Source organism: Kordiimonas sp. UBA4487 (genome assembly GCF_002389025.1).
GTDB lineage: Bacteria > Pseudomonadota > Alphaproteobacteria > Sphingomonadales > Kordiimonadaceae > Kordiimonas > Kordiimonas lacus.
This window is the reverse complement of sequence record NZ_DGNR01000013.1, coordinates 513135-537646: the sequence shown is the minus strand read 5'-3', so window position 1 is coordinate 537646 and position 24512 is coordinate 513135. Positions and strand designations below refer to the sequence as shown.

30 protein-coding genes are annotated in these 24512 nt (G+C 55.5%); 19 read left to right on the top strand and 11 right to left on the bottom strand.

Annotation, left to right across the window (positions count from 1 at the left end):
* Nucleotides 1-148 precede the first annotated feature (148 nt).
* The gene (locus B3Z17_RS14220; protein WP_160328578.1) at nt 149-286 is read left to right on the top strand and encodes a hypothetical protein; all 138 of its coding nucleotides are present in this window, start codon (nt 149-151) and stop codon (nt 284-286) included.
* Between the two features lie 80 nt (nt 287-366).
* Here B3Z17_RS14220 and B3Z17_RS14215 read toward each other — a convergent pair whose 3' ends face one another.
* Nucleotides 367-897 carry a hypothetical protein gene (locus B3Z17_RS14215; RefSeq protein ID WP_286830440.1) on the bottom strand — a complete coding sequence of 177 codons (531 nt, stop codon included), beginning with the start codon at nt 895-897 and terminating at the stop codon, nt 367-369.
* Nucleotides 898-1114: 217 nt separating this feature from the next.
* On the opposite strand from B3Z17_RS14215, the gene B3Z17_RS14210 reads away from it, so the two are divergent.
* Both B3Z17_RS14210 and B3Z17_RS14205 read left to right on the top strand, forming a co-directional pair.
* Nucleotides 1115-1411: a putative quinol monooxygenase gene (locus B3Z17_RS14210; protein WP_068302272.1), complete on the top strand. Its 297-nt coding sequence runs from the start codon at nt 1115-1117 to the stop codon at nt 1409-1411.
* Nucleotides 1412-1491: 80 nt separating this feature from the next.
* Nucleotides 1492-1950 (top strand): gamma-glutamylcyclotransferase family protein, encoded by a 459-nt coding sequence (locus B3Z17_RS14205; protein WP_068302268.1) that lies wholly within the window; start codon nt 1492-1494, stop codon nt 1948-1950.
* On the opposite strand, the gene B3Z17_RS14200 is transcribed toward B3Z17_RS14205, so the two are convergent.
* The 3 genes from B3Z17_RS14200 to B3Z17_RS14190 form a co-directional block, all read right to left on the bottom strand.
* On the bottom strand, nt 1947-2699 hold the full coding sequence (locus B3Z17_RS14200; protein ID WP_286830437.1) for a substrate-binding periplasmic protein: 753 nt from the start codon (nt 2697-2699) through the stop codon (nt 1947-1949). The genes B3Z17_RS14205 and B3Z17_RS14200 overlap by 4 nt on opposite strands.
* An 83-nt stretch (nt 2700-2782) precedes the next feature.
* The gene (locus B3Z17_RS14195; protein ID WP_286830436.1) at nt 2783-3529 is read right to left on the bottom strand and encodes a substrate-binding periplasmic protein; all 747 of its coding nucleotides are present in this window, start codon (nt 3527-3529) and stop codon (nt 2783-2785) included.
* A gap of 117 nt (nt 3530-3646) precedes the next feature.
* Nucleotides 3647-5011 carry a methyl-accepting chemotaxis protein gene (locus B3Z17_RS14190; protein ID WP_286830434.1) on the bottom strand — a complete coding sequence of 455 codons (1365 nt, stop codon included), beginning with the start codon at nt 5009-5011 and terminating at the stop codon, nt 3647-3649.
* Between the two features lie 244 nt (nt 5012-5255).
* Between B3Z17_RS14190 and B3Z17_RS14185 the strand changes: the two genes are divergently transcribed.
* From B3Z17_RS14185 to B3Z17_RS14175, 3 genes are read left to right on the top strand one after another with little or no spacing between them, the layout of a single operon-like run.
* Complete coding sequence (locus B3Z17_RS14185; RefSeq protein WP_068302258.1) at nt 5256-5471, top strand: hypothetical protein; 216 nt, start codon at nt 5256-5258, stop codon at nt 5469-5471.
* Nucleotides 5472-5482: 11 nt separating this feature from the next.
* Complete coding sequence (locus B3Z17_RS14180; RefSeq protein WP_286830432.1) at nt 5483-5731, top strand: GlsB/YeaQ/YmgE family stress response membrane protein; 249 nt, start codon at nt 5483-5485, stop codon at nt 5729-5731.
* Nucleotides 5728-5982 carry a GlsB/YeaQ/YmgE family stress response membrane protein gene (locus tag B3Z17_RS14175; protein WP_068302252.1) on the top strand — a complete coding sequence of 85 codons (255 nt, stop codon included), beginning with the start codon at nt 5728-5730 and terminating at the stop codon, nt 5980-5982. Before B3Z17_RS14180 ends, B3Z17_RS14175 begins: the two co-directional genes overlap by 4 nt.
* Here the strand turns inward: B3Z17_RS14175 and B3Z17_RS14170 are convergent.
* Nucleotides 5979-7103 (bottom strand): NAD(P)/FAD-dependent oxidoreductase, encoded by a 1125-nt coding sequence (locus B3Z17_RS14170; RefSeq protein ID WP_286830430.1) that lies wholly within the window; start codon nt 7101-7103, stop codon nt 5979-5981. The genes B3Z17_RS14175 and B3Z17_RS14170 overlap by 4 nt on opposite strands.
* Nucleotides 7104-7210: 107 nt before the next feature.
* Between B3Z17_RS14170 and hisN the strand changes: the two genes are divergently transcribed.
* The gene (gene hisN / locus B3Z17_RS14165) at nt 7211-8017 is read left to right on the top strand and encodes a histidinol-phosphatase (RefSeq protein ID WP_286830428.1); all 807 of its coding nucleotides are present in this window, start codon (nt 7211-7213) and stop codon (nt 8015-8017) included.
* A gap of 3 nt (nt 8018-8020) precedes the next feature.
* Here hisN and B3Z17_RS14160 read toward each other — a convergent pair whose 3' ends face one another.
* Nucleotides 8021-8581 (bottom strand): carboxymuconolactone decarboxylase family protein, encoded by a 561-nt coding sequence (locus B3Z17_RS14160; protein WP_286830427.1) that lies wholly within the window; start codon nt 8579-8581, stop codon nt 8021-8023.
* A 164-nt stretch (nt 8582-8745) separates the two neighbouring features.
* On the opposite strand from B3Z17_RS14160, the gene B3Z17_RS14155 reads away from it, so the two are divergent.
* The gene (locus B3Z17_RS14155) at nt 8746-9309 is read left to right on the top strand and encodes a TetR/AcrR family transcriptional regulator (protein ID WP_286830426.1); all 564 of its coding nucleotides are present in this window, start codon (nt 8746-8748) and stop codon (nt 9307-9309) included.
* Here B3Z17_RS14155 and B3Z17_RS14150 read toward each other — a convergent pair.
* From B3Z17_RS14150 to B3Z17_RS14135, 4 genes are all read right to left on the bottom strand, one after another.
* Entirely contained in the window at nt 9306-10388 is a 1083-nt protein-coding gene (locus tag B3Z17_RS14150) for an alpha/beta fold hydrolase (RefSeq protein ID WP_286830425.1), read from the bottom strand. The two genes, B3Z17_RS14155 and B3Z17_RS14150, sit on opposite strands and share 4 nt — an antisense overlap.
* Nucleotides 10389-10473: 85 nt before the next feature.
* Complete coding sequence (locus tag B3Z17_RS14145) at nt 10474-10938, bottom strand: TadE/TadG family type IV pilus assembly protein (RefSeq protein WP_286830423.1); 465 nt, start codon at nt 10936-10938, stop codon at nt 10474-10476.
* A gap of 1 nt (nt 10939) precedes the next feature.
* Complete coding sequence (locus B3Z17_RS14140) at nt 10940-11413, bottom strand: TadE/TadG family type IV pilus assembly protein (RefSeq protein ID WP_068302229.1); 474 nt, start codon at nt 11411-11413, stop codon at nt 10940-10942.
* Between the two features lie 19 nt (nt 11414-11432).
* Nucleotides 11433-12737, bottom strand: coding sequence for a Tad domain-containing protein (locus B3Z17_RS14135; RefSeq protein ID WP_286830421.1), 1305 nt, complete (start codon nt 12735-12737; stop codon nt 11433-11435).
* Between the two features lie 624 nt (nt 12738-13361).
* Between B3Z17_RS14135 and B3Z17_RS14130 the strand changes: the two genes are divergently transcribed.
* The 11 genes from B3Z17_RS14130 (at nt 13362) to B3Z17_RS14080 (ending at nt 24011) form a co-directional block, all read left to right on the top strand.
* Nucleotides 13362-13550, top strand: a complete 189-nt coding sequence (locus B3Z17_RS14130) for a Flp family type IVb pilin (protein ID WP_068302223.1) — start codon at nt 13362-13364, stop codon at nt 13548-13550.
* A gap of 132 nt (nt 13551-13682) precedes the next feature.
* Nucleotides 13683-14174, top strand: a complete 492-nt coding sequence (locus B3Z17_RS14125; protein ID WP_286830419.1) for an A24 family peptidase — start codon at nt 13683-13685, stop codon at nt 14172-14174.
* 73 nt (nt 14175-14247) lie between these two features.
* A complete protein-coding gene (gene cpaB, locus B3Z17_RS14120) occupies nt 14248-15135 on the top strand; it encodes a Flp pilus assembly protein CpaB (protein WP_286830417.1) in 888 nt (295 codons plus the stop codon).
* Nucleotides 15132-16583 (top strand): type II and III secretion system protein family protein, encoded by a 1452-nt coding sequence (locus B3Z17_RS14115; protein ID WP_286830416.1) that lies wholly within the window; start codon nt 15132-15134, stop codon nt 16581-16583. Before cpaB ends, B3Z17_RS14115 begins: the two co-directional genes overlap by 4 nt.
* 28 nt (nt 16584-16611) lie before the next feature.
* Nucleotides 16612-17256 (top strand): CpaD family pilus assembly lipoprotein, encoded by a 645-nt coding sequence (locus tag B3Z17_RS14110; protein WP_286830415.1) that lies wholly within the window; start codon nt 16612-16614, stop codon nt 17254-17256.
* Between the two features lie 9 nt (nt 17257-17265).
* Nucleotides 17266-18483, top strand: a complete 1218-nt coding sequence (locus tag B3Z17_RS14105) for an AAA family ATPase (RefSeq protein WP_068302210.1) — start codon at nt 17266-17268, stop codon at nt 18481-18483.
* A 60-nt stretch (nt 18484-18543) separates the two neighbouring features.
* Entirely contained in the window at nt 18544-20235 is a 1692-nt protein-coding gene (locus B3Z17_RS14100) for a CpaF family protein (protein ID WP_286830413.1), read from the top strand.
* Between the two features lie 3 nt (nt 20236-20238).
* On the top strand, nt 20239-21228 hold the full coding sequence (locus B3Z17_RS14095; protein WP_286830412.1) for a type II secretion system F family protein: 990 nt from the start codon (nt 20239-20241) through the stop codon (nt 21226-21228).
* A 6-nt stretch (nt 21229-21234) separates the two neighbouring features.
* Entirely contained in the window at nt 21235-22218 is a 984-nt protein-coding gene (locus tag B3Z17_RS14090; RefSeq protein ID WP_068302200.1) for a type II secretion system F family protein, read from the top strand.
* Between the two features lie 550 nt (nt 22219-22768).
* Nucleotides 22769-23677: a hydrogen peroxide-inducible genes activator gene (locus B3Z17_RS14085; RefSeq protein ID WP_068302197.1), complete on the top strand. Its 909-nt coding sequence runs from the start codon at nt 22769-22771 to the stop codon at nt 23675-23677.
* A gap of 10 nt (nt 23678-23687) precedes the next feature.
* Nucleotides 23688-24011, top strand: coding sequence for a hypothetical protein (locus B3Z17_RS14080; protein ID WP_286830410.1), 324 nt, complete (start codon nt 23688-23690; stop codon nt 24009-24011).
* Nucleotides 24012-24039: 28 nt separating this feature from the next.
* Here B3Z17_RS14080 and B3Z17_RS14075 read toward each other — a convergent pair whose 3' ends face one another.
* Nucleotides 24040-24468, bottom strand: a complete 429-nt coding sequence (locus B3Z17_RS14075; RefSeq protein ID WP_068302186.1) for a hypothetical protein — start codon at nt 24466-24468, stop codon at nt 24040-24042.
* Between the last annotated feature and the right edge of the window lie 44 nt (nt 24469-24512).

Sequence of the window (24512 nt, the reverse complement as noted above, 5' to 3'; positions counted from 1 at the left end):
GCCTTTTTAATGTCCTATTCATCCGTATCTTGTAATCGTGGAAATCATCACCAGATAAGGTGAACAAGAGGCGCCCAAAGAGGCACCATAAAACACGACAAAAGGGCCAACCTAAAAAAGGCCCGAACGATAAGCGAAGGAAGAAACCATGCAACAGCAAAAGCCTGTGCCCACTTACGGTATCACCAAAACACAGTACGCCCGCAAGGTAGCAGAATGGGAAGCAGCCCAGTCTTACCAGCCCGGCGAAGGCTTCTTTGCCCGCTTCAAGAAAAAGCGCGGCTAACAGCCACAAGCTAAGCCATCAAGAATTTGACGCCGCAGCATGAGCCCATGCTGCGCGTTTCCGCATGCCTGCCGTCGTGCCTAAGTCTCGGCGTGCCACCTTTTTAGCGCCGCCAGTACATCAAAACCTTCCGCACCTATCAAAGGCCAAGCCTGAACAATTGGATTTACCTTAAAACCGAAATGGTTTCGTACCTTATAGCTATCCCCAACCACAAGCTCAGGCGATACCAGCACTTGTGCTATATTAACGACACTGAATGCTTGGTCAGGATCGTGGTAATACTCGCCCGGTCCCTTCACCTGTTTCACAGCATGCCTTGGAAGAACAAGTATCCCCGCTGGCGTAGCGACAACGATATGGTCCGCATGGATTTCAAGCGCGTTCCCTGAATAAAAACAACACGCGAGAAACTGGAAATAATATATGGCGAAAAAAAAGAACGCCGCCATGACCGCAATTACTGCTAGCCCTATATCCGACGTGGCTGCTCCTTGGAGCAAAGCAACAACGGGGATCGCTAAAAGAATACTGGCGGCTATCAACCCTGCTGTGCGGATCAGCCGGGCTTTTGCCATATCAAAGGCAAACACCTTCGGGTAATCGACCATGGTTATTTCTCGCTAATGTCTTTGGGGTTGGGACAATAAAGCTCATTGGTTTTAGTGTCTTCGGGCATGTCGTTTCCCCTATCTCTATCTTGGCTCAACTATGCCCGCAATAGGCGCACCCCTGCAATCAAAAGGTGCTGGCCGCATTAACAGCTGCGAAAGGTCTTCTGGCTATACTGGTGTTGTGGTTGGGGAAAAATCACCACGGGAGGCCAGATTGTTAATTGTAACAGGCCTGATTGAGATATCGCCCGAGTACCGCCGCGAGGCGACGGAAGCGTTCGAACAGTTTGTCCGCGCCGCACGCAAGGAATTCGGCAACATTACATACCAGATGTCGGAAGACATCGACATGCCGGGCAACTTCCGTTTCTACGAGGAATGGGAGGCCAAAGAGGCCCTTGCCCGGCATCTGAAATCAGACAACACGGCGAAGTTCCGCCAGGCCCTCGCGGGCATGCAGATCTTGTCGATCAATGTGAAACGCTACGAGGCAACCCCGGTAAAACTGTAGCAAATACATAAGATAAGGTTTGACGGGCGACCGGTGCGCGTGTTCATAAGAAACTGCTGGGGAAATTGGGAGGAATTCATATGACCAACCGCAAGGTACAGGTTTTTTTCTACGGGTCTTTTATCAGCCTGAGCGTGCTTGAAGAAGCAGGCATCAAGAAGCGCGCCTTCGCGCCAGCCTGCATTCATGGCTATGAAATGCTGATGCAGCCCGTTGCAAACCTGCACGAAAACGGTGACGGCGTCGTGTATGGCATTCTCGCGAACCTGACCCACGAAGAGTTGGATACGCTCTATACCACTCACCTGTCGTCCTTCACTGACTATGAATACCACCCGGAGGCTATGCTTGTGACGACCCGCGGCGGCAAGATTGTGCCCGCCCTGGTGTATGTGTGCGACAACATGAAACCCGAACAGGCCAAGACAGAATATATCGAGAAAGTCCTGAAGGCCGCAAAAAGCTATGGTTTTCCTGGCTGGTATATCGACCATATCGAAAGCCACCGCCCGCTGGATGACCCCAAGAAGCGCAACTAGGGCGCCAGTATCCGCGCCAGGCTACCATCAGCCCGCATCGCTTCGATTTCCTGCTGGAGCATCACAGCCGTACAGCGCAGGGCTTCATGATCCTGCAGCACCAGCGCCGTTTCCTTGGTCATGATCGGATGATCTTCGTCATAGACCAGGCCCTTGATTGGGTTTTCCCGCATAAAGGCCAGCGCATCACCTGACGCCACCAGCGCAACGTCCACCCGCCCGCGCGAAAGGGCGTCCAGGTTGCTGGCTGCGGTTTCCGCCAGTCGCATGGTGTGAATGGCCGGGTTTTCTGTCAGCTCTTTCGGAAAAGAATAGACAAACGGCAGCCCCACAGTCAGCCCTTCCAGGTCACTGATCTGGCGCGGTATTTTCTGGCCTTCCTGCACAAAGGCATAGATGGGCCGACCGCTGATCCTGACCTGAAGCGATGACAGCACGGGATCAAAGTTGGACCAGACCATATAGGCATCATAATGCTTGTCGGTGAAATGGCGCTGTGCTCGTTTATCCGAATGAACCTCCAAGTCGTAGCGCATGGGCGTACGCTCAGATAGCCGCTCCAACAGCTTCACATAGGTGCCCTCCGTGGGGCTTTCGATCAGGTTGCCCAATACACCACCCACAATGCTGATATGGGTCTGGCTGGTGTCCCAGCTGCAGGCAGGCGCATGGGCCTGCACCGCCTGACCGGCAAAAATACCCGTCATGACAATCAACAGGGACCAGAGTTGGGTGCGCCACGCTTTCATATCAGCAAGGCTAATTCAGATGATTTAACAAGGCATTAGCAGCCACCACCCTCGATTGCGCGGTCTCGCGCCAACCGATCAGATCAGGGGTTTTCTGCTAAAATAGTGAAGAGTTTGCCGCTACGCCTGAAATCTTCGACCACCTGACCCACCTGCTGTGCTGCGCAGGTCAATGTGGGGCGGAATACCATGCTTGCTTCTTTCACAAGGACCGGATGGTCAACGTCTACCGTCAAATTGGCGTCCGGCCTGGCTTTCAGGAAAGCCTCTCCCACCGCCAGCGGCACGATGGTCGCGTCCACCCGGCCTATTGCTAATGCTTCCAGGTTTGCGTGAGCAGATTCCGCCAGCTTAACCACATTGATGTCAGCATTCTCCGTCAAGCTCTTGGGGAAGGAATAAAGGTAAGGCAGGCCAACACGTTTGCCCTTAAGGTCACCCAGAGACGTTGGGACAGCTTCGCCTTTGCGAACGAATGCGTGCAATCCGTGCACATCCAACGTGACCTGGACAGGCGAGAGCGCTTTATCAAAATTGGAGCGGATCATGTAGACGTCGCCCATGCCTTCCGAAAAATCGCGTTTTGCCCGACGGTCCGACAAAACTGTTACATCGAAACGAATATTGGATTGTGCTTCAATCTCGCGCAGCAAGCGCAAATAGGGACCTTGTCCGGACTTCTCGATCATGTTGGTGATTTCACCAGCGATAACGGACAGGTGCAGCACAGGGCCAGTTGCAGGACATTCCACACCATCGTCTGCCACGCTAAAGGCACCGCATAGCACGCTCAGTGCTGCTGCCACCGCGATCTGGAATGTTTTGATCAACTCTTCACCCAAACTTTCTCTGTAGAAACCATGTTACCCCATGATCCTGCATGGGCGTAAAGAAAAGGCCCTCAGACGAGTCTGAAGGCCTTCACCGATCCCACATCGGGGCACAGATCAACCGCGCAATCTCTTCAGGAAGCGGTATACCGAATCCTCAAGGATGCTGGCCTGATCGGTCAGGCCGCCTGTACTTTCGCTGACCACAGTGGCTGCGCCAGAGCTCTTTTGCGCCATCTCCTGCACGCGGCCAACATTCTGGCCCAGATTGGCAGTACCCTGGCTGGCGTTCTGGACGCTGCGGCCAATCTCACCGGTCGAAGCTTCCTGTTCCACCACGGCGGCGGCAATCATACCGGAAATCTCGCTCACCTGATTGATGGTGCGGTGAATTTCATTCACGCCGTCCACTGTTTCCTTGGTTGCGGACTGCATGGCCGCAACCTGTTCTTCAATTTCCTGTGTGGCACGTGCTGTCTGGTTCGCAAGGCTTTTCACCTCATTCGCCACGACAGCAAAGCCCTTGCCTGCCTCACCTGCCCGCGCGGCCTCAATGGTGGCATTGAGTGCCAAGAGATTGGTCTGTTCTGCGATATCGTTGATCAGATGCACGACTTCGGCAATCCGCTCAGACGCGCTGGCCAGCGACCCCACCCGTTCAGCCGCCGCCTTGGTCACCGACATAGCATTGGTACTGATGGTGTTGGCATGCTCAACCTGCGTGCGGATTTCGCCAATAGCGCCGGTAAGACCTTCGGTGGCTTCTGCTACAGAGATCATGTCCTGGCTTGTGGCGTCCGTAGCACTTGCCGCCGCGCTGACTTCCATCGTTGTTTGCTCGATTGCGTCGGTCATGGTGTCAGCAGCCATTTGCAGTTCTGCGACTGCACCTGAAAGGGACTGGATCACACCAGAGACTTCGTTTTCAAAGCTATCTGCCAGGTCCGCTCGCATGCTGTCGCGTTCGGCTTTCATCTGGCGTTCTTTTTCCTGTTCCTGCTGCAGGCGGCGGGTTTCTTCTGCGTGTCGGCGGTCCTCTTCCTCACGTTCAGCGGCTGCCTGTTGCGCCTTGGCCTCATCAGCTTCCTGACGCAGGCGCTCTGTCTCGAGCGAGTTATGCCGCAGGACCTCGGCTGCCTTGGCCATAGCCGCAATACCGTCACCATGATTGGTATCAGTCACCGGCTTGTCGTACTTACCTTCCGCAAGATAATTCAACTCCTCCTGAAGACGTCGGAGCGGCCCCATAACACTGGCGGTGATGGCCCACGACAGGGCAAAGATCGCAGCTATCAAGATAGCTGTGACAATATAAACCAAGTTCTGGTGGCTTGCGAATTGCGCCTCGGATACGCGCCCCGCCTGCAGTTCCGCGACCAGGGTGGAAAATTCCCAGACAATGAAGACCATGCCCAGAAAGGCCAAAATAGTCAGCGTCCAGATCCGGACATTCACTTTGAAGTTACGCAGAAAATTAATCATCTCGACACACAATCCCTAGCCTGGCAAGGCTGCCCTAACCCCATAGAAAACAAGTAGCTATTCGGCTCCTTAGCACAGTAGCGGCTGGTTGCGTATCAAAATCAGCAGCGACATATCGCCCTTCAACAGCAAGCGTACTGCGGCCTTCAGCCAAGGCTGACCTTGAAAACAAAAAGGCGCACGCCCACATATTTCAAATAAGACAAAAAAATGTCGACACATAGCGAGGATATAGGAGGATTTGATGCGCCTGATATTGGCGATACTTTTCCCACCCCTGGTGTTTTTCACCATTTGGCGCCCTTTCCAGGGCTTGATGAATGCTTTTCTGTGGATAACCGTCATCGGTTGGCCTGTGGCCGCCATGTGGGCCATCTATGCGCTGAGCCAATACCGCAACGACGAACTCCGGCGCGAGTTTGATTATGACCGCGGTTATGGTCGGCGATATCGCTACTAGGGGAGGCACTGATGATTGGTACTTTGATTGCCGGGGCCCTGACGGGCTTCATTGCCGGACGATATCTTGAAGGAAAGTCTTTTGGCCCGGTCGGCGATGTTGCACTGGGCCTTCTGGGCGCCCTAGTGGCCTGGTTTGCCATCGGGCTACTGGGCTTTGGGCCCACCAACTTGTTTGGCGCCATTGTCACAGGCTTTGCAGGCGCAATCCTGTTGCGCTTCGGCCCCAACCATAATGACAAACGGGAGCAGACATCATGATAGGAACAATCATCACTGGCGCCATTGTCGGCTTCCTGGCTGGTCACATCATCCGAGGTGAAGGATTTGGCGCCCTAGGCAACATTATCCTGGGCATCTTTGGCGGAATGGTCGGCAATTTCCTGTTCGGCGTGATCGGCCTCGGCCCCACCGGCTGGATAGGCGATGTAATCGCGGGCGTTGCCGGCGCCCTGATCCTGGTCTTTGCCTTTGGCGAAACCCGCCACCGCAGACAGCGTAGAAGGCGTTAACGCAACCGTTCCGGTCGATAGACGTCAACACTGACACCGTGCCGGGCCAGCGTGTCCGGCACGCCCTGTTTGAGGATGAGGGCGGCCGCCAATTCTGACCAGGCTGGCGATGTCTGAATACCGTATCCGCCCTGGCCGACGTTCCAGAAGAAGGCTGGCTGGCCGGCGTCATAGCCGATGACGGGTGCCTTGTCTGACGCGAAGGTTCTTAGACCGGCCCATTTGGCGTCGATCTTCTCAACCGTTAAGCCTGTCGCTTCCTCGAACCGCATGGCGGCGATGGCCACATCCTCAAGTTCCGGTTGGGCGTCGCAAGGCTGGCTCTCTGACTCGTCCGCGGGTGAGATCAGGTAGCCATTGCCTTCCGGTTTGAAATAAAAGGCCTCATCCACATCAATGATGACCGGCCCAAAGCGATCAAACGGAACATCATCATGTTTCGGTACCGTAATAATGGTTCGCCTCAGGGGTTTCAATCCCAGTGGCGTGACACCGGCACGCTTGGCGATATCGTCAGCCCATGCGCCGGCGCAATTGACCAGCACCCGCGCCTTCACCTGCCCCGTACGGGTTTTGACATGCCAGAATGTGCCATCGTGCGCAGCAGCCTCCATGCCCGCTCCCAAAAACACCTCTGCCCCCTGCTTCTTCGCCGCACGGAGATACGCTTGATGAAGGGCCGCCACATCCAGGTCTCCGCAGTCTGGATCATCAATTCCCCCAACGAATACACCTGGCTTCAGGTGTGGCGCCCGGTCACGTACTTGGGCCTCAGTTAGCATACGGACACCCGGGAGGGCTTCGCGCATCTCCTCAAAGACAGCCTCTGCCTGCGCACGCTGGCTTTCCTTGAAGACATGGATAGCGCCCAGCTTGTTCATCAGTGGTGCATCGGTGAACCCATCAGGGGGGCTGGTCAGGAATTCCTTGGATGCCGTGGTTAACGGCTGCAGTTTCGGGCCGCCATAAGTTTCGGCATAGAAAGCAGCCGACCGGCCCGTTGTATGATACCCGGCCTGCTCTTCCATATCGAGAAGCACAGTCCGTCCGTGCGGCGCCAGGCGGTAGGCCAGCCCTGCCCCGGCGATCCCAGCTCCAACGATCAGAAAATCAACATTCATCCACATACATCCGTTGCGTCTTCCGGGCAATTTGTGGTCTAAAGTCACCGCAATGGCAAGGCGCCATTGATGAAAATCTTTATCCAATCACGTCACGGGAACTTATCATGACCGCCACAGCACAGCCCGCTACGCTATCGCAGGATCAGGTCGAAGAACTATGCGCCTTTGCCTGCAAGTTGGCAGATGCCGCGGCCGAAGTTACGCTGGACTATTTTCGGCAGCCCATGGGCGTGGATGACAAGGACAAAGGCGACGGTTTTGACCCGGTGACCAAGGCGGACCAAGGCGCTGAAAGGGTAATCCGTGCGCTGATCGAGGAACACTATCCCGACCACGGCATTTTCGGCGAAGAGTTCGGGGTCAAGGCTGCGGAAGGCCCGTTCGAGTGGGTGTTGGATCCTGTTGACGGCACACGCGCCTTTATCTCCGGGTTGCCAACGTGGGGCACGCTGATTGCCCTGCGCTACCATGGTGAACCGGTGATTGGTGTGATTGATCAACCCTACCTCAAGGAACGCTACCTGGGCTGGCCTGATGGCGCCACATTAAACGGCACGCCCATCAGCACCCGCGCCTGTCCAAGCCTTGACAAAGCAACTCTTTCAAGCACTGACCCAAATCTTTTCAAGGACGCCGAGCGCGCTAGTTTCGACACGCTTCTCCAGGAAACCCGACTGGTGCGCTATGGCCTTGACTGTTATGCCTATGCCGTGATGGCCGCTGGCCATATGGATGTTGTGGTGGAAAGCGGCCTCAAGCCCTATGACATGATGGCCCTGATCCCCGTGATCCGCGGTGCTGGTGGCTGCGCCACAAACTGGGAAGGTGAAGCGCCGGGCGATTGCGGCCGACTGGTGGCCATGGGGGACCCGACGCTTCTGGGGCAGGTGTTGGATATCCTGAAAGACTAGCGCCTAATCGGCTGCCTGCCTGGTAACCGCATAGTCGGCGAACTGAACATTCAGTTCCGGCTTTGTCATGTGGTTGACATAATTTGTGATGGTCTTAACTGCCACGCCGATCACCACTTCCAGGACCTGAGCCCCGGTATACCCTGCGTCCAGAAAGGCCTGGATTTCATCCTCATCGGCCCAACCACGTTTTTCGACGATGATCGTTGTGAACGCCCGTAGGGCCTCCTGCTTCGGGTCGGATAGTGGCAAACCACTTTGTGCAGCAGACACGTCATCACGGCCAAGGCCAGACTTGTGTGCCAACATGCCATGGGCAGCCGTGCAGTAGTCACAGCCATTTTCGGCACTTGTTGCCACCAATACAATCTGCTGTTCAAGCGGGCTAAGGGTGGTGTCATTACCCGAAAAGATACCCGCGAGCGAAACAAACCCTTTCAAGGCCGTCGGCGCTTCGGCCAGCTTCCCGGCCAGGTTCGGCAGGAAACCATAACCTTTTTCAATTGCAGCAAGCGTTTCTTTACTGCCCGCAGGGGCACTATCGATGGAATGCGTAGGGAACATCTTTCTCTCCGTAGGCTTGTGTTTATTTTGTACATTATTGTACAATACGGAGATGGGTATCAGATTTTTTTGTACAAGCATGTACACAAATATGTTACATCAAAGCCAACAGCAGCGAGGAGTGCGCAGTGGGCCGGCCGACACAATTTGACAAAGACGAAGCCTTGGACATCGCCATGATCCTTTTTTGGAAAAATGGCTATGAAGCTACCAGTGTTTCGGTGCTGGCGGCGGCGATGGGGATCACCCGATCCAGCTTCTACAACGCTTATGAAAGCCGGGAAAAGCTTTTTGGTCTGGTACTGCACCGATACAAGAAAGAGGCCCCGGACGGGGTGTTGACCGAGATAAAGGACGGCAAGCCGATCCTGCCAACGCTTTGCGCCATGTTTCGTGAGATATGCGACCTGCGTTCCGCAGACCCAGACCGCAAGGGATGCCTGGTGATCAACTCTGTCGCCGAACTGGGAAAGGATGCAGAAGCCCCGCCCTTCGTACGTGATTTATTCAGTGCCATGGTAGACCGATTCTTGCGGTTGGTCCGTCAGGCCAGGGACCAGGGCGAACTGGCAGCGGATACTGATATTCAGGCACTTGCAGGTGAACTGGCTGCTTTCCTGGCGGGTATCAACTTGATGAGCAAAGTCATCACTGACCGGCAGCAGCTTTGGCGCACTTGCCGGTCATTTCTGGTCAGCCATAAGCTTTTGGTCGAGGAGGACGTCTAAGCGCCCTCAAGCGGCGCGGGTGAATTCGTTTGCAGGACATCGACACCAAAAGAAGGGCCGTTTTCAAGGTCGATGAAGTCACTGACTGCACGCCAGACCTGCGCCCTAATGTCATCCGTTTCTTTCAGGATTTCATGCATCGCACCATCGATGACAACAAGACGGGCGTGTGGCATGCGCTCGACCAGCGCCCGCTGGGCGTCGTTATCGACGATACGGTCCTTTTCCGCCTGCAATACCAGCACAGGCGTTTGGATGGCTTCCGGATACCCTTCTGAATTCAGGACTTCACAGGACTTGAGTGCCTCCCAAAGCCATTTGTAGGTAGCACCGCCAACGGCCAGGCGTTTGTCCTTGGTCTTGATGAAGAAATCCTCGTCCTCGAACCGTTCGTCGTCATGGGTGAGCTTCTTGCGCCACCCCCAGCGTCCTTCCTTGAAGGCAGTGTGTCCAGGGATGTAGCTGGCGCCCAAGCCCAACAATCGGGCCATCAACGGCAAGCCTTTAGTAACCCAGGAAGGTAATCCTCCGGTGAATATCTTCACCATTGGCGCCACCGTAATGGCTGCATCGGCATAGCCAGGGTGTTCCTTAAGGAAACGCAAAATAACATGGCTGCCTGCCGAATGCCCCATCAGGATGAAAGGCTTGGGCATCTTGCCCACCAGCTTCTCATCAAAGAAGGCCTTCACGTCTGTCAGGTGCGGATCAAAGGACCGGACATAATGCTTATCCCTGTTGGGGTGTGGTCGCCAGGACATGCCCTGCCCGCGCAAATCCATCGCAGCACAGGCAAAGCCCAGTGCATTGAAAATATGGACGTCCTCAAGAAATTTTTCGATGAATTCCGTGCGGCCTGGCAGGAAAATGATAGTGCCCTTGGGCTCGATCACCTTGCTCGCGGGAAAGCGTGCGAACCGAAGGCGCCTTTCATCTGGTGCCACGAAATAACTAAACACGGCATCTTCGGGAACATGGCGGCGGCTCGCTTTCGCAGCGGCCAATATCTCTGCGCTTGGATAGTCATCGCCCGCTGCGGACATGGCCACACCAGCTTCCAGTTCTAATTCTGACGTCATATCACACCCACTTTTCTCAATCGTTGCCATTAATATTGACGTGAGACAAGCGGTAATTGGGAGAGCGTTGCGGCAGATAGATGCGTTAGGACGGAATTTCCTCTGTCAGGAAACCACTGGACTCGCCCCTGATGGCCAGTCCTGCATCGCTGCCCAAGTCAAGGAACGCTTCAAGTGACAGGATAGGAAGGTACTGATATTGAACTTCAACCGTCACCAATTTCGTCTGGTCGGACGGATCAACCGGCGACGTGATGATAATGGCCGTGATGTTGTCTGGGTCCAGCCCCAGCAAGTTCGCTTCTGCGATCGCCTGGACGTCGTCTGATGTCGCATCATAATGCACTAGGGCGTAGCGCGTGGCTTCTTCGGCGGCATACAGCACCACCCCTTGAGTATAGACGATACGCGACAATTCCACGAGCATGATTATGGACCCGAGATAGATCGGGATCGTCAAAGCAAACTCTACGGCAGCAACGCCGCTGGTATCGCGCTGGAACCGTTTGATGCCTTTCCGCAGGCGCCCTATTAGATTAGAACACATCATATCAGTTCAGCCTCGCTGTGGCCGTTTGCGACAGATTGACACTGTCAGAAAAGGCCGGATAGCGAAGAAGAAGGTCGTATGTCTCCGAGATAGTGACATCCAGATAGGCCTTCCTGAGTGTGCCGTCGCTGCAGGTGATATCTGTATCGCTTGTGGTTGTGCAGTCGCTTGCGGTTCCGTCCGGACACTCGCAGTATAGTGTCGCGGTGACGGTGCGCCCGGAACCATCCTCTGCGGCAGGCGCCGCGGCTTCCACCGCTGCGATGATCCCTGAATAGTCACCCTGCACAGGCTTGCGGACGAGGGCATATTGCATGCCTGCCCGTGCGGCGTTCGCAAGCTGCATGTTGCGTGCATAAGCCAAACCGAAATCAACCACGCCAATGGAAATCAGCGCAATCACAGTCATGATCGCTGCGGTTTCAACCGCAATCGATCCTTCCTGGTCGGTCCTGAATTTCTGCATCAGCCTCATGTCGACTTGCCTCAAACCTCTATTCAACGAGCAGAATACGCTTCTGCGATGTGGATTCGATATTCATTGTGCTGCAGACGGTTTCGTCGTTATCAATTGAACTGTCACCGGTGAACTTCACTGTGGCCGACCATATCTGCAAGCAGGACGGCGCAGAGGACGTTCCTCCGCTGAAGGTCACATCTGAACTGGGCATATAGATGATACCGTCCATTGTCATGCTGGACCCACCAGTGAAGCTGGCTGCGGAATCGCGCCCACGGTATTCGGCATTTGGGTCCTGGTAGAACAGGATGCCTTCATAAACGTTACCATCGTCAGCAGGCGCAGACAGGACAGCGCTCGCGCCACCGTTGATCTTGATACTGCCGATGTCCGTGCTTGTATCCCCGGTAAAAATGAATGTCACACCGCTACCGGTAAAGTCAGCCCCGGCAAGGGCGTTGAAATCACCGCCCTCAATCACGTAGGTACCTGGCTCAAACACCACGCCGGTCCCCTGGATAGTAATATCGCCGCACACGCGCAACACACCGCCTGCAGCGTCGAGCGAATCCCCGTCCCTTAGCCGCTGGTTACCAGAAATATCGCAGCCCATATCCGTGGGGATTGGCAGGTTCGTAAACGGGTCATCCGCCGATTGCGACAAGGATTGCGGCGGACTGGTGGTAGTCAGTGTCCCACCACCCTGCACGCTGATGTCACCCACCGCCTGCACCGATGTGGTGTCAAGGGTGGCACTGCCGCCGATGTAAAGTGCCTCTTCCGAGACGCTGTTGGCCGTTACTCCACAGTCGGTCCCAATCGTGGTATTCCCGGAAAACTCAAGCGCGCGGTCTGCTGAATCGTCCAAAGCAACCACACACTGGGTCCCCACAACCAAAGCGCCGGAAACGGCGCGGCCAGATACATTAACTGTCAGGTTATCCCCGGTGATAGCGTAAAAGGCGCTCAGGAACTTTAGCGTTACCTGGCGCGATACGGTCACTTCATAGAAGTTGTTGTTGCCAGCATAATCACCTGATGTCGGCGGATTGTTCATGGTCACCGTGTCGGAACCACTGTCATATTCATCGCGTGCCGCCATGAAGGCGGCCAACTGGGCCTCAAGATCAGAATCGGAAAAATTGATAGCGGAGTTTGCCACGTCGATGGCGGCCATGTCGGTCATGTTTTGGACATGACGGCGCTCCATGTACCAACCGCTTACATCAAGTCCGAGACCTGCAAAACCCAAAATCGCCGGCAACATGAATGCACTCAAGGTGATCATGCCGGCACTCTCGTCGCGCAAGAAGCGCTGAATTCTCGATTGTTTTTTCATCCGAATCGCCTGCCTGTCGTTCCGGTCACACTGCCTGAGCCTCAAACCTATTGGAGAATTCTTTAAATTCAGTGCATAAATAGCCTGCATTTTAACAAAATGCGGTTGCCGCTCACAAGCAAGCGGGCAGGCCTCCTATGAGCCGGACAGAAGCTGGCTTTCATCATTGACGCACCGGTGGGCGCAGCCACCGCGAGAATCACCTTTCCCGCGCATGCGAGCGCACGCGTATATAAGATTCTAAGGAATCTAACGTCTCTGGGACATCGTTATTCCTGATTTTACCCTAGATGATTCGCCTTTTCAGGCCATAAGCACCCTTTTCATCCAGAAGTTTCCAATATTTTTTTAACAAACCTGCCCAGAAATTTCAGCAAACGCCTCAAATCCGGGCGTGTTTCTTATCCACAGAAGTAGTTTTCGAAGTGTTTTCCGGCTTCCAGCTCTCTGGATTCGCCAACATTATCAATAGCTTGTTAAGCATGATAAAATTTTAGATAATTTTACTTTAGTTTTTACAATAAGTCTTTGTAATAAAAAGCATTTTAGACTTTACGTTAACTTTTTATTTAGTTGTTCAGCGCTATAAAGGTTGCATCCAATCTTGGCAGCTGGAGAAAACCAATGATTAAGTTTTTGAACAAACTACGGACTAACGAAGAAGGCGCGACCGCCATTGAATATGGCCTCATTGCCGCCCTCATCGCTGTTGCACTGATCACGGCACTGAATACGCTGGGTACTGACCTCGGCGAAATGTTTGACGGCGTGGCTACTGAAGTAGACAACGCAACGCCGACGACAACGCCTTAATCGGGCGTCCAACGAAAAGTTGGTACTTCAAGAAACTCAAAAGGCCGCTGGGGGAATAGCTTTTGCCGGCGGCTTTTTTAGTGAGACAGGGATCTGAAATCAGATTTCGGGAAAGCAGTTCTCAGGCAAGATATGCAAGCAACAACAGCCATATACACAGGCGTTTTTCTGGCCGTTGCTGTGGTGCTTATCCTTGCTGCAATTGAAGACATAAAGACCAGGCAGATCGCCAACCGGCTTAGCCTGATCCTTGTAGGACTTTTCGGAGTCACAGTTGCAGCAGACCTCCTGACCGGCGCGGATGTTATGGCCGCCATTGTTTGGCCAGCCGTTGTCGGGAGCTCAGTCTTCCTTGTCGGCCTTGCCCTGTTTGCAACAGGCGTCATGGGCGGCGGAGATGTGAAGCTCTTATCTGCAGTGGCCTTGTTTGCCGGTCCTGACCTGGGGCTCTCTTTCGTGCTCTATGTTGCGGTCATTGGCGGCTTTGTTGCCATTGCACTCCTAGCCTGGAGCCGCTGGAGAAAAGACCAATCGGAACAAAGCGCCAAAGTACCGTATGGCGTTGCTATTTCAGCCGGGGGGCTGTGGGTCTGTTTCCACCAGATATCTGCACTTTCGATCTAATTCGTGAAGAATTATTAACCCTTCGGCCTGACCATGGGCCTGGGGAGTGTGTGACAAAAGCCAGGAGGGGACTATGAACCCCAGAAGCCTAATTCTAATTGCCGTCGCAGGTGTCGGTGTGTTGCTGGTGGTCTTGTTGACCCGCAGCTTCCTGAGCGGCCTCGAGCAGCAAAGCCAGCAAGTGCAGACAACTGCGCAGCAGCTTCCTGCCGCGCGTATCCTTGTTGCGTCCAAGCCCTTGTCCGTCGGCACGATCCTGACCAAAGATCATGTGTCCTGGCGTCCATGGCCCGAGGACGGCGTAGCGGATGACTATTTCAGCCAGCCAAAAAACAAGATCGAGGATCTTGTTGGCAAGGTGGTCCGGACCCCGGTATCCGGTGGCGAACCGGTTACCAAGACAGCTGTTGTCTCCCAGGGCGAAAAAGGCTTCATGGCAGCAGTGCTGTCCCCTGGCATGCGCGCCGTAACAGTTAAGCTGTCGCCGACATCAAGTGTGGGGGGCTTTGTCTTCCCTGGCGACCGGGTCGACGTAATCCTGACCCAGTCTTTCGAAATGAAAGGCACAAAAATCCCTTACGTTACCTCAGAAACCGTGTTCCAGAATGTTCGCGTGCTGGGCGTTGACCAACGCAGCCCCGCGGATACGGACGAAGTAAAGGTTGCTAAAACGGCGACCCTAGAGGTAACCCCCAAAATGGCCGAAAAAGTCGCCATGCTGGAACGGCTTGGCAGCTTGTCGCTTAGCCTGCGCAGCCTTGCAGGCGGTAATGACGGCCTCCCTTCTGACCCAGACAGCCCCCCTGTGGGCACCACGCTCACCTTCACCGGCAGCCCTGAAGTGAGCCAGTTCCGCCCTGATGCTACCAAAGACGAAAAGCGCGATACCGTTATCGTTCGCCGTGGCTCGGACGCGAAGGAAGTGGACGGGGCCGGAGAAAGCAAGGAGCCAGGCAAATGATCAGGCAGATGAATAGCATTGCGCGAACGGCCTTGATTGGTCTGTCGCTGACCGCGCTGCTGTCGGGTACACCGGCAAGCGCGGAGTCCCTTAAAACAATGTCGGGTGCAAGCATTGTCAATGCGGGCGAGACATCCCTGCCCCTGCAGGTTGGCAAGGGTACCCTGGTGCGGCTGGACCGACCAGCAAGCGAGGTCTTTATCGTTGATCCGGAAGTGGCGGACGTTCAGGTCAAGTCACCGCGCGTCATCTATATCTATGGCAAGGCACAGGGCGAAACCAGTTTCTATGCCATTGATGACAAGGACCAGACGATCTATTCCGCAAATGTGGCCGTTACCAGAAACCTTGATGCCCTGCTGCGTGCCTATGAAGATATGCTTCCGGGCACAGCGATTTCCATAAGTACATACGGGAACATCATCGTACTGCACGGTCGGGTCAACAGCCCTGACCAGGCTGCGAAGGCAGAAGTTCTTGCAACTGACGTACTCGGCACTGATCGCGTATTGAACGAACTGCAGATTACACAGCCTACGCAGGTAAATCTGCGTGTGCGCATCGCTGAAGTGTCGCGCAGCGTGGTCAAACAGCTTGGCTTCAATTGGGAAGGTGGATATTTCGGATCCAGCTTTGGCATCGGCATGATTACGGGCCGCAATGTTGCCGACATTGTTGTGGACCCCGTTACCCAAGGGCCTTTGAAGCTGTTCCAGTTCCCGGAACAAGGCGTAAAATCCATCTATGGCGACTTTATCAGCAACACGTTGGACCTCAACTATGCCATCGATGCGCTTGACCAGCAGGGTTTCCTGACCGTTCTGGCGGAGCCGAACCTGACGGCGCTGACCGGCCAAGCCGCCAACTTCCTGGCAGGTGGCGAATTCCCGATCCCCGTGCCGACCCGCGAAGGCATTGCCATTGAGTATCGCGAGTTTGGTGTGAAGCTTGACTTCACTCCGACAGTCCTGAACTCGGGCCGCATTTCGATGCGGGTACGCCCTGAAGTGAGTGACCTGTCAAGCGCGGGTTCCATCAGGGTCGAAGGCATCAGCATCCCTTCCATCAGTACGCGCCGGGCAGAGACCACGGTTGAGCTTGGCAGCGGCCAATCCTTCGCAATTGCAGGCCTCCTGCAAAATGATGTGGTGCAGGACGCAGACAAGATTCCCGGCCTGGGTGACATCCCGATCCTGGGGGCGCTCTTCCGCTCAGAATCCTTCCGCCGCGACGAAACCGAGCTTCTGATTGTCGTGACACCTTATGTTGTTCGCCCGGTATCGGACCGCCAGCTTGTGCTGCCAACCGATCGCTATGTTGCACCCAATGATATGGATCGTTTCCTGAACGGCCGGTCGTGGGTACCGCAACCTGCAAATGAAGCGGCTAACAAAGACAAGCAAAGCGGTGCCTCGCTGAAGAAGCGGGCCGGCTTCCAGCTGGACTAGGCAAAGAAGCACGGAAAGGAACAGGACCATGACCAATCAGGCAAAAATACTGAAATCGGCATTCCTTGGCCTTGGGCTTCTTGGCCTGACGGCATGCCAGCACACAGATGTGGCGGCCCCGTCGCACCTGGAAACCACCATGCGCAACAGCGTACAGATGATCCGCCTGCCCTATGAAATCAAGGCAGAGGAAGACGGCACAAGCACGCCTTCGGGCGCAACATATAGCGGTATCCAGACTTTCCTGAGAGCCGCCAACGTCTCCTATGGCGATGTTCTGATGCTGGACAGGGGCAATGCCTCCGACGACCGGTTGATGGCACTTGAGGACTATTTCAAAAGCCAGGGCTACACTTATGGCGGCACAGCCACCCTGGGCGGCATGCCATCTGGCGGCAGTGTGATGCTCTACCTCGAGCGGTATGTGGTGACCACACCAAACTGTGGTGAATGGGCGGCTGAAACTTCGAACAATCAGCGCAACAACCCAAGCAGTTTCCTGGGATGCTCCAATACAGCCAACCTTGGCCTGATGGTCGCCAACCCCCGGGACTTGATCGCGGGTCAAAGCGGCGCCGGCTTTACCTCCACCGCAGTTGACCAGCTCATCGCACCTCTATCGGGCGAAGAACCAGTCACTGGCGCTGGCGGCCTTCCTGGCGACAAGAAGTAAGAGGGCAAGATGAACATGACGGCAAAAGTTGAAACAACCGCCCGCGAGCCCTTTGCAGCCTTCATGGCTGACAATGACACGCTTCAGACGCTGTCTGGCGTCGCAGCCAAAATCGGCTGGAACCCGGAAATGGTATACCCTGGTGGTATCGGCCAGGCCGTGCGGGCCCTCGGCGCCATGCCCTGTCCCGAATTCCTGGTCGTCGACATTTCTGGTAGCGCCGACCCGCGCGCCGATATGCAGGCGCTGGCCGACGTGGCCGAGGAAGGCACCCTTGTGCTGGCGATAGGCGATGTCAATGACGTGACCCTGTACCGAGACCTGATCCACGCAGGCGTCTTTGATTACCTGGTAAAGCCCGTCACCGGCGAGCTGCTACAGAATGCCCTGCTCGCGGCACAGGAAGCCCTTGTCGCCGTGGATGAAGCGCCCGACCAGCATGTAAAAACCGACAACCGACAGATTGTGTGTGTGGGTGTTCGCGGCGGCCTTGGCACCAGTTCCATCGTGACCAACCTTGCCTGGCTAATGGCCGAGAAAGACAAGAACACTGCAATCCTGGATTTGGACCTCTATTTCGGTACGTCAGCCATGCAGTTTGATCTGGAACCCGGTCGTGGGCTGCCTGATGCGCTTGATAACCCGCACCGTGTAGATGGCCTGTTTCTGGAGCGCGCCGTGGTCAAACCCCACGAAAAGCTGGCGATACTGGCCGCTGAGGCGCCTGTTGGCGCCTTCCGAGAGCCTGCTGAAGGAGCACTGGAACAACTGGTTACAGCACTTGGCGAAAACTACTCCAATGTGATCGTAGATATCCCACGCCAGATGCTGGGTGACCATGCTGATATCCTCAAGGCAGCCACCGATATCATAATGGTGACGGATTTCTCCCTTCCGGCAGCGCGCGACTGTATCCGCCTGATGGCTCATATCAAGCAAGCCGCCCCAAACGCGGAAATCCATGTGGTGGCCGACAAGGTGGGTATGGTGCCGAACGAGGTTGACGAAAAGGACTTCGAGAATTCGATCGAGCATTCGGTCAAAGTCAAAATCCCGTTTGATCCAAAGACATCCATGGCTGCATCGCAGCAAGGCAAGGTCGTCGTGGATGCGCTTCCGAACAGCAAAACAGCTGCCGCCTATAAGGAACTCCTGCAGCTGATCGACGCCGATGACGAAGAAACGCAAAAATCGGGGTCCTGGTTAGACAAATTATTAAAGAAATAGCGGTTTTATAGAGATCGAGCACAACGAACCAACTTGGTAAGTCAGGACTAGTTTAGCGGTATGAAGTCGCAGGCATTTGGCAAAAAACGGCAAGGACTGAAACGCGGCAGCGGCTTTGGCAGAAGCGCCACTTCCGCCGCACCGTCGGTCACGCCTTCCATTGTTGACGTTCAGGAGACGCCCGGCACCAGCAATCTGGCCGCGCCGATCACTGATCCAGGAACAGTAAGCGCTGTGGAAATGCTGGCGTCGCTGGCCGAAGCCCAACTCAAGGACAATTTCACGCCAGACGAACTACGGATGTCGCAGAAAGCCGAAGTGACCAAAAAGTTGCAGGGGTTGGTCGAACGCGTCATGCATAGCGAAGAGGCCCATCTGTCCGAACAGGAACAGAAAGATCTTGTTACCTACCTGTTGAACGAAGCCGAGGCCAATATTGGCCCCATCGGCGACGCGGCCCCTGACGCCCCAAAAGCCAAAGACGCCAACAAACAAACCTTGTTTGAAGCCAAAACCCGTGTCCAGACCCTGCTGATGGAACATATCGATCCGGCAGCGGCGGCAGAGCTGCCCCGTCCGGAACTGGCCGAACAGGTTGGTGAAGTTGTCGGTGAACTACTGGTTCAGGAAAAGATCAACCTGAACCTGTCCGAGCAGCGCGACCTTGTCACATTGCTGCTCGATGACATGCTGGGCCTTGGCCCGCTTGAGCCCCTGCTGGCCGACGACAGCATCTCTGATATCATGGTCAATGGCCCGAACCAGGTTTACGTGGAACAGAAGGGTCGTCTGACACTCACGGATGTCCATTTCCGTAACAACCAGCACCTGATGAATATCGCCCAGCGGATTGTGACCGCTGTGGGCCGTCGGGTGGACGAAACCTCACCCATCTGTGACGCCCGTCTGGCGGATGGCAGCCGGGTAAACGTGATTGCGCCACCACTTGCCATCGACGGAGCATCCATTTCCATCCGGAAATTTACTAAAGACAAGATCACGCTGGATAAGATGCTGGATTTTGGCTCAATCACTGCGCCGCTAGCCAAGCTTCTCAAGATCGCAGGCGCCTGCCGCCTCAACATCATGATCTCTGGCGGTACGGGCTCTGGTAAAACCACCATGCTGAACGCGCTCAGCCGTATGATCGACAAAGGCGAGCGCGTTGTCACCATTGAGGATGCGGCCGAGCTTCAGCTCCAGCAGCCGCATGTGGTGCGTCTTGAAACACGCCCACCAAACCTTGAAGGCCAGGGCGAAGTGACCATGCGGGATCTGGTGAAAAACGCCCTGCGTATGCGCCCGGACCGGATCATCCTAGGCGAGATTCGCGGCGGTGAAGCCATCGACATGCTACAGGCCATGAACACTGGCCACGACGGTTCCATGGGCACCATCCACGCCAACCGCCCGCGCGAGGCACTGACCCGGCTTGAGAACATGGTGAATATGGCCGGCCTGCACCTACCCGCAAAAGCTATCCGCGAACAGATCGCTGGGTCCCTGGACATGATCGTACAGGTACAGCGGATGCGCGATGGTGGCCGCAGGACAACCCACGTCACCGAAGTGGTGGGTATGGAAGGCGATGTGATCACCACCCAGGATCTTTTCAAATATGAGTTCACGGGCGAGGACGAAAGTGGTCGTCTGGTGGGCCATTTCCACTCAACAGGCGTGCGGCCACATTTCTTGACAAAAGCCGAATATTTCGGCCTCGACCGTGCGCTGATGGAGGCAATGAACGGATAGACCATGCAGGGCGCCAATCTGAATATCATCCTACTGGCCGGCGGGCTGACCACGATCATTCTGATTGTGCTCGGGTTCTTCGTTGCAGGCATGCTCAGCAAAGGCCGCAAGGAAACCCGTGCACGGCTGGAGCAATTCAAGGCCCGGTTTGAGAACAAAACCACACTGAAAGGGGAGCAGTCCCGTTCCATCCGCGTACGCCAGAGCGAGGCTGGTTTCGCCGGCATGATCGCGGAAATGCTGCCGCGCCAGGACCAGATCCAGAAGCGCCTTGCCCAGGCAGGGCTTGAGATACAGCTTTCAAAGTATGCAGCTGTATCCTTTGGCATCGCTGTCATTTCTGCTGGCGTCTTCATGGTGATGGGATTTGGATGGGTGCTCGGCGCGGCGCTCGGGATCATCCTGGGCTTCGGCCTGCCCCACATGTGGGTATCCGGCCGTATCAACAAACGCAAGGAACGTTTCACCAAACAGTTCCCGGAGGCGATGGACCTGATGGTACGTGGCCTCAAATCTGGTCTACCGGTGAACGAATGCATTGCCAACGTAGCCAAGGAATTGAGTGCGCCTACCGGGGTCGAATTCCAGAAGATCACCGATGCCATGCGCCTCGGCAAACAACTTGAAGAAGCTCTTTGGGAAACCGCGGACCGGCTGGATACACCAGATTTCAAATTCTTCGTCATATCGCTTGTCGTGCAGCGCGAAACGGGCGGTAACCTTGGTGAAACACTTGGGAATTTGGCCAACATCCTGAGAAGCCGGCAGGCGATGAAACTGAAGGTACGTGCACTGTCGTCCGAGGCCAAAGCAAGCGCCTGGATCGTAGGAGCGCTACCGTTCATCATGTTGGGGGCAATCCTCGCCATCAACTATGATTATGGCATCATTCTCTTTACCCATCCGAAAGCCATCATGGCTGGGTTGGGCGGGCTTTTGTGGATGAGCCTGGGCATCTTCATCATGTCCAGAATGATCAAGTTCGAGGTCTAGGAACAGATGCAGCAAATTGAAGACATTCTTGGCATCCAGATCATTGACATCCTTTCGGTTGTCGCAGGCCTTGTCGCGCTTCTGGTGATGTATACCATCTATCAGACCGCACTGGTGCGTGACCCGATGAAGGGGCGCGTGAAGTCCCTGCAGGACCGCCGGGATTCCCTCAAAGCCGGCCTCATGACCACATCCAAGCGCCGATCACCAGTAAAAAAGGTGGACGGTGTTGGTGCCATGCGCAAGCTGGCCGACAAACTGCAGCTGCTGCAAAAGGAACAGACCCAGAAAGTTTCTGCCCAACTGACCCAGGCCGGGTTCCGCTCAAAAGACGCGCTGGTGATATTCCAGGTCGCGCGCCTTACCATGCCGCTGATCATGGGCTTGGTGGCCGTTACCTTGTTCTACGGCATGGGTGTCTGGGCCAGCAAAGCCAGCATGTACCCGATCTTTTCCGTCTGTGCCGTGCTGTTGGGCTTCAAGCTCCCGGATATGTATGTTTCCAACGTCAAATCCAAGCGCACCGAGGCTTTGCGGAAGTCACTACCAGACGCACTCGACCTTCTTGTGGTGTGTGCGGAGGCGGGGCTGACGCTTGATAGTGCCCTTAACCGGGTGGCCAAGGAGCTTGGCCGCGCGGCACCAGAACTATCCGATGAGTTCTCCTTGACGGCCATCGAGCTGGGTTTCCTGCCCGAACGGCGCCAGGCCCTTCTGAACCTCTCGGAACGGGTTGACCTGCCCGCCCTCAGAGGCGTGGTAACCACTTTGGTGCAGAGCGAGCGCTACGGGACACCGCTGGCAACAAGCCTGCGTGTGCTGTCGGCAGAGTTCCGGAATGAGCGGCTGATGCTGGCGGAAGAAAAAGCCGCCCGGCTGCCGGCCACCCTTACTGTGCCGCTAATCCTGTTCATCTTGCCGACGTTGTTTGTGGTCCTCCTGGGGCCCGCAGCCTGCAAGGTTACCGACGGTTTCATCAACCGCAGCTAAAGGCTACCCGCGAATCACTTTACAGGAAGACCCGACGCATTTTTGCGTTGCTCCACTATTGCTGGTTTGGCTGCACCAAAGTGTATCAAAATGCTGCGCTGCACCCCAAAAAAACACCTGTAAACCAAGGATTTGAACGATTTCGAGCAGACAAGCATTGACCCGAAGGCCGATATTTGGTTTCTTAGGAGGTGCGAGAGGGCGCGTCTCGACTGCGCCCACTCCTATTACGGTTGCGTGACTGCAGCCGTACTATCCTCGCTGTCGTGACTCGGGCCGGGTTTTTACCCGGCCATTTTTTTGGCCAAATGCCTGTTGGCCAGACAACAGCCTGGTCAAAAACATCCACTAATACAGACTAGATACGGAGCCCCCACACGCAGGGCAACGATAGTAGAAAGTCGAATTGTGACCATAATCAGGCAGCTTGCCTTTTTCGGGGTTGATTACCGCGCCCCCACCCAGCTTCGCGAAAGTGGTTGGTCTTGGCCCTTACCAAGCCTATAGTGAAAGCATGAATTTATTAATGGTATTATAATCGGACAAATCGATGAGCTTCCCCCCCACCCTGAAACAGCTGCGGTACCTTGTGGCCCTGCACCGCACGAACCATTTCGGTAAGGCGGCGGATGCCTGCCACGTGACCCAGTCCACCCTGTCTGCGGGCTTGCAGGAGCTGGAAAACCTTTTGGGGACCCAGCTTGTGGAACGTACCAAGCGCTCGGTGATGTTCACGGCCCTTGGGGAAGAGATCGTGCGGCGTGCCCAAGGCATCCTGAATGATGTGGATGACCTGACAGACCTGGCCACTTCAGCCAAGGACCCGCTCAAGGGCATCGTCCGAATGGGCGTTATCCCCACCATCGCACCGTTTCTTTTGCCCAAAATCATGCCCGCGATCAGCCGGAAGCTGCCGGACCTCGAATTGCACCTGCGGGAGGACAAGTCCGCCGAGCTGTGTGAGCTGGTGCGTTCAGGCGAGCTGGATTTGGTCCTGTATGCCTTGCCCTACGCCTGCGGTGATGTCGCCGAACTGCCACTGTTCCACGACCCCTTCCTTGTGGCCTTCCCGGAAGGTGAGGCACCCAAGGGCGGCATCAAATCAACCGAGCTGGACGAAAAACGCCTGATGCTTCTGGAGGAAGGCCACTGCCTGCGCGATCATGCACTCGAGGCCTGCCAACTGCTGGGCCGCGGCGCGCGCCGCGAGATGGCGGGCACCAGCCTCAATACCATCCTGCAAATGGTGGCGGCGGGCCACGGCATTACCCTGCTGCCAGGAATGGCAGTGGAAGCTGGCCTGACCGAAGGCACAGGCGTTGAAGTACTGCCATTTGCTGACATTGTCCCCACCCGCACCATCGGCCTGATCTGGCGCAAAACCAACCCACGCGCCTCCACCTTTGAAGCACTGGGGCGGGTGATCAAGGAAGTTGGCGCGGACCACCACCTATCGTGAGCAGGACTGTATGAGCAGCGATTATGGCATCTGTATCTATCGCCCTGTCCCGGAGCCCGGGACGCTGGAAGCCACGTGGTTGGAAGCTGGCCTGCCACAGGACAAACCCTGTCGCGGCTTGGCTGTTGGTGGGCCGTCTGAGGGCCTTGCCGGGTCTTATCAGGTAACCTATTTTGGGCCTGACGGCGCTGAAGCCGCATGCTTCGACCTCGATATCAAACGCACAGACCATACCTTCAGCCTGACATGGAAGAAAGACAGCAAAGTCGCTTGTACCGGTGTCGGATTGCCACTGGACGACGGCCTTGCACTCGCTTACCGGACCCAGCCCTGAAGCTGAAATGTAAACTGGCGGTGCCCTGTCAGCTTGTCTTGGCGCTAGCCAACAACTGCCAGAATGAAAGGGCTTCACCAGCTTTGGTGCCCGAGAAATAATTTTCCCGAACCACATCGCCATTCTGCCAGTAAAGCACATGCACGCCGTCGATCTGGCCCTGACCATATTCCGGGTGATCGTACCGTGTCTGGTTGTTCAAAACGGAGATACCCCGCCCTACGTCCAGGTACACCAATCGAACATCGCCGTCGATTGACAGACACGGCTCAATGAAAGGTTTCTGGCGCGCCAGGGCTTCAAAGCGATCTTCAGCAAACAGATAGTCATTTTCAAAGACACGCGCATCCGGCGCATAGAACTGCTCAAGCGCTTCCAGCACCTGGCCGCGGTTCAACATCGCAATCAGATCTTCAATCTGTTGACGCAGCGCCGGTTCTGCCCAGCCGTCTGACATGGTTGCTCCCTACAGCATTGTTGTTGTTTGCTTTATGGGACAAC

Coding starts and splice junctions, on each gene's coding strand:
- B3Z17_RS14110 (WP_286830415.1), top strand. CDS start 16,612: ATGACCAATCAGGCAAAAATACTGAAATCGGCATTCCTTGGCCTTGGG.
- B3Z17_RS14160 (WP_286830427.1), bottom strand. CDS start 8,581: ATGTTCCCTACGCATTCCATCGATAGTGCCCCTGCGGGCAGTAAAGAA.
- B3Z17_RS14100 (WP_286830413.1), top strand. CDS start 18,544: ATGAAGTCGCAGGCATTTGGCAAAAAACGGCAAGGACTGAAACGCGGC.
- B3Z17_RS14220 (WP_160328578.1), top strand. CDS start 149: ATGCAACAGCAAAAGCCTGTGCCCACTTACGGTATCACCAAAACACAG.
- cpaB (WP_286830417.1), top strand. CDS start 14,248: ATGAACCCCAGAAGCCTAATTCTAATTGCCGTCGCAGGTGTCGGTGTG.
- B3Z17_RS14130 (WP_068302223.1), top strand. CDS start 13,362: ATGATTAAGTTTTTGAACAAACTACGGACTAACGAAGAAGGCGCGACC.
- B3Z17_RS14135 (WP_286830421.1), bottom strand. CDS start 12,737: ATGAAAAAACAATCGAGAATTCAGCGCTTCTTGCGCGACGAGAGTGCC.
- B3Z17_RS14215 (WP_286830440.1), bottom strand. CDS start 897: ATGGTCGATTACCCGAAGGTGTTTGCCTTTGATATGGCAAAAGCCCGG.
- B3Z17_RS14125 (WP_286830419.1), top strand. CDS start 13,683: ATGCAAGCAACAACAGCCATATACACAGGCGTTTTTCTGGCCGTTGCT.
- B3Z17_RS14170 (WP_286830430.1), bottom strand. CDS start 7,103: ATGAATGTTGATTTTCTGATCGTTGGAGCTGGGATCGCCGGGGCAGGG.
- B3Z17_RS14090 (WP_068302200.1), top strand. CDS start 21,235: ATGCAGCAAATTGAAGACATTCTTGGCATCCAGATCATTGACATCCTT.
- B3Z17_RS14095 (WP_286830412.1), top strand. CDS start 20,239: ATGCAGGGCGCCAATCTGAATATCATCCTACTGGCCGGCGGGCTGACC.
- B3Z17_RS14200 (WP_286830437.1), bottom strand. CDS start 2,699: ATGAAAGCGTGGCGCACCCAACTCTGGTCCCTGTTGATTGTCATGACG.
- B3Z17_RS14080 (WP_286830410.1), top strand. CDS start 23,688: ATGAGCAGCGATTATGGCATCTGTATCTATCGCCCTGTCCCGGAGCCC.
- B3Z17_RS14185 (WP_068302258.1), top strand. CDS start 5,256: ATGCGCCTGATATTGGCGATACTTTTCCCACCCCTGGTGTTTTTCACC.
- B3Z17_RS14180 (WP_286830432.1), top strand. CDS start 5,483: ATGATTGGTACTTTGATTGCCGGGGCCCTGACGGGCTTCATTGCCGGA.
- B3Z17_RS14205 (WP_068302268.1), top strand. CDS start 1,492: ATGACCAACCGCAAGGTACAGGTTTTTTTCTACGGGTCTTTTATCAGC.
- B3Z17_RS14115 (WP_286830416.1), top strand. CDS start 15,132: ATGATCAGGCAGATGAATAGCATTGCGCGAACGGCCTTGATTGGTCTG.
- B3Z17_RS14150 (WP_286830425.1), bottom strand. CDS start 10,388: ATGACGTCAGAATTAGAACTGGAAGCTGGTGTGGCCATGTCCGCAGCG.
- B3Z17_RS14075 (WP_068302186.1), bottom strand. CDS start 24,468: ATGTCAGACGGCTGGGCAGAACCGGCGCTGCGTCAACAGATTGAAGAT.
- B3Z17_RS14145 (WP_286830423.1), bottom strand. CDS start 10,938: ATGATGTGTTCTAATCTAATAGGGCGCCTGCGGAAAGGCATCAAACGG.
- B3Z17_RS14085 (WP_068302197.1), top strand. CDS start 22,769: ATGAGCTTCCCCCCCACCCTGAAACAGCTGCGGTACCTTGTGGCCCTG.
- B3Z17_RS14175 (WP_068302252.1), top strand. CDS start 5,728: ATGATAGGAACAATCATCACTGGCGCCATTGTCGGCTTCCTGGCTGGT.
- B3Z17_RS14105 (WP_068302210.1), top strand. CDS start 17,266: ATGAACATGACGGCAAAAGTTGAAACAACCGCCCGCGAGCCCTTTGCA.
- B3Z17_RS14190 (WP_286830434.1), bottom strand. CDS start 5,011: ATGATTAATTTTCTGCGTAACTTCAAAGTGAATGTCCGGATCTGGACG.
- B3Z17_RS14140 (WP_068302229.1), bottom strand. CDS start 11,413: ATGAGGCTGATGCAGAAATTCAGGACCGACCAGGAAGGATCGATTGCG.
- hisN (WP_286830428.1), top strand. CDS start 7,211: ATGACCGCCACAGCACAGCCCGCTACGCTATCGCAGGATCAGGTCGAA.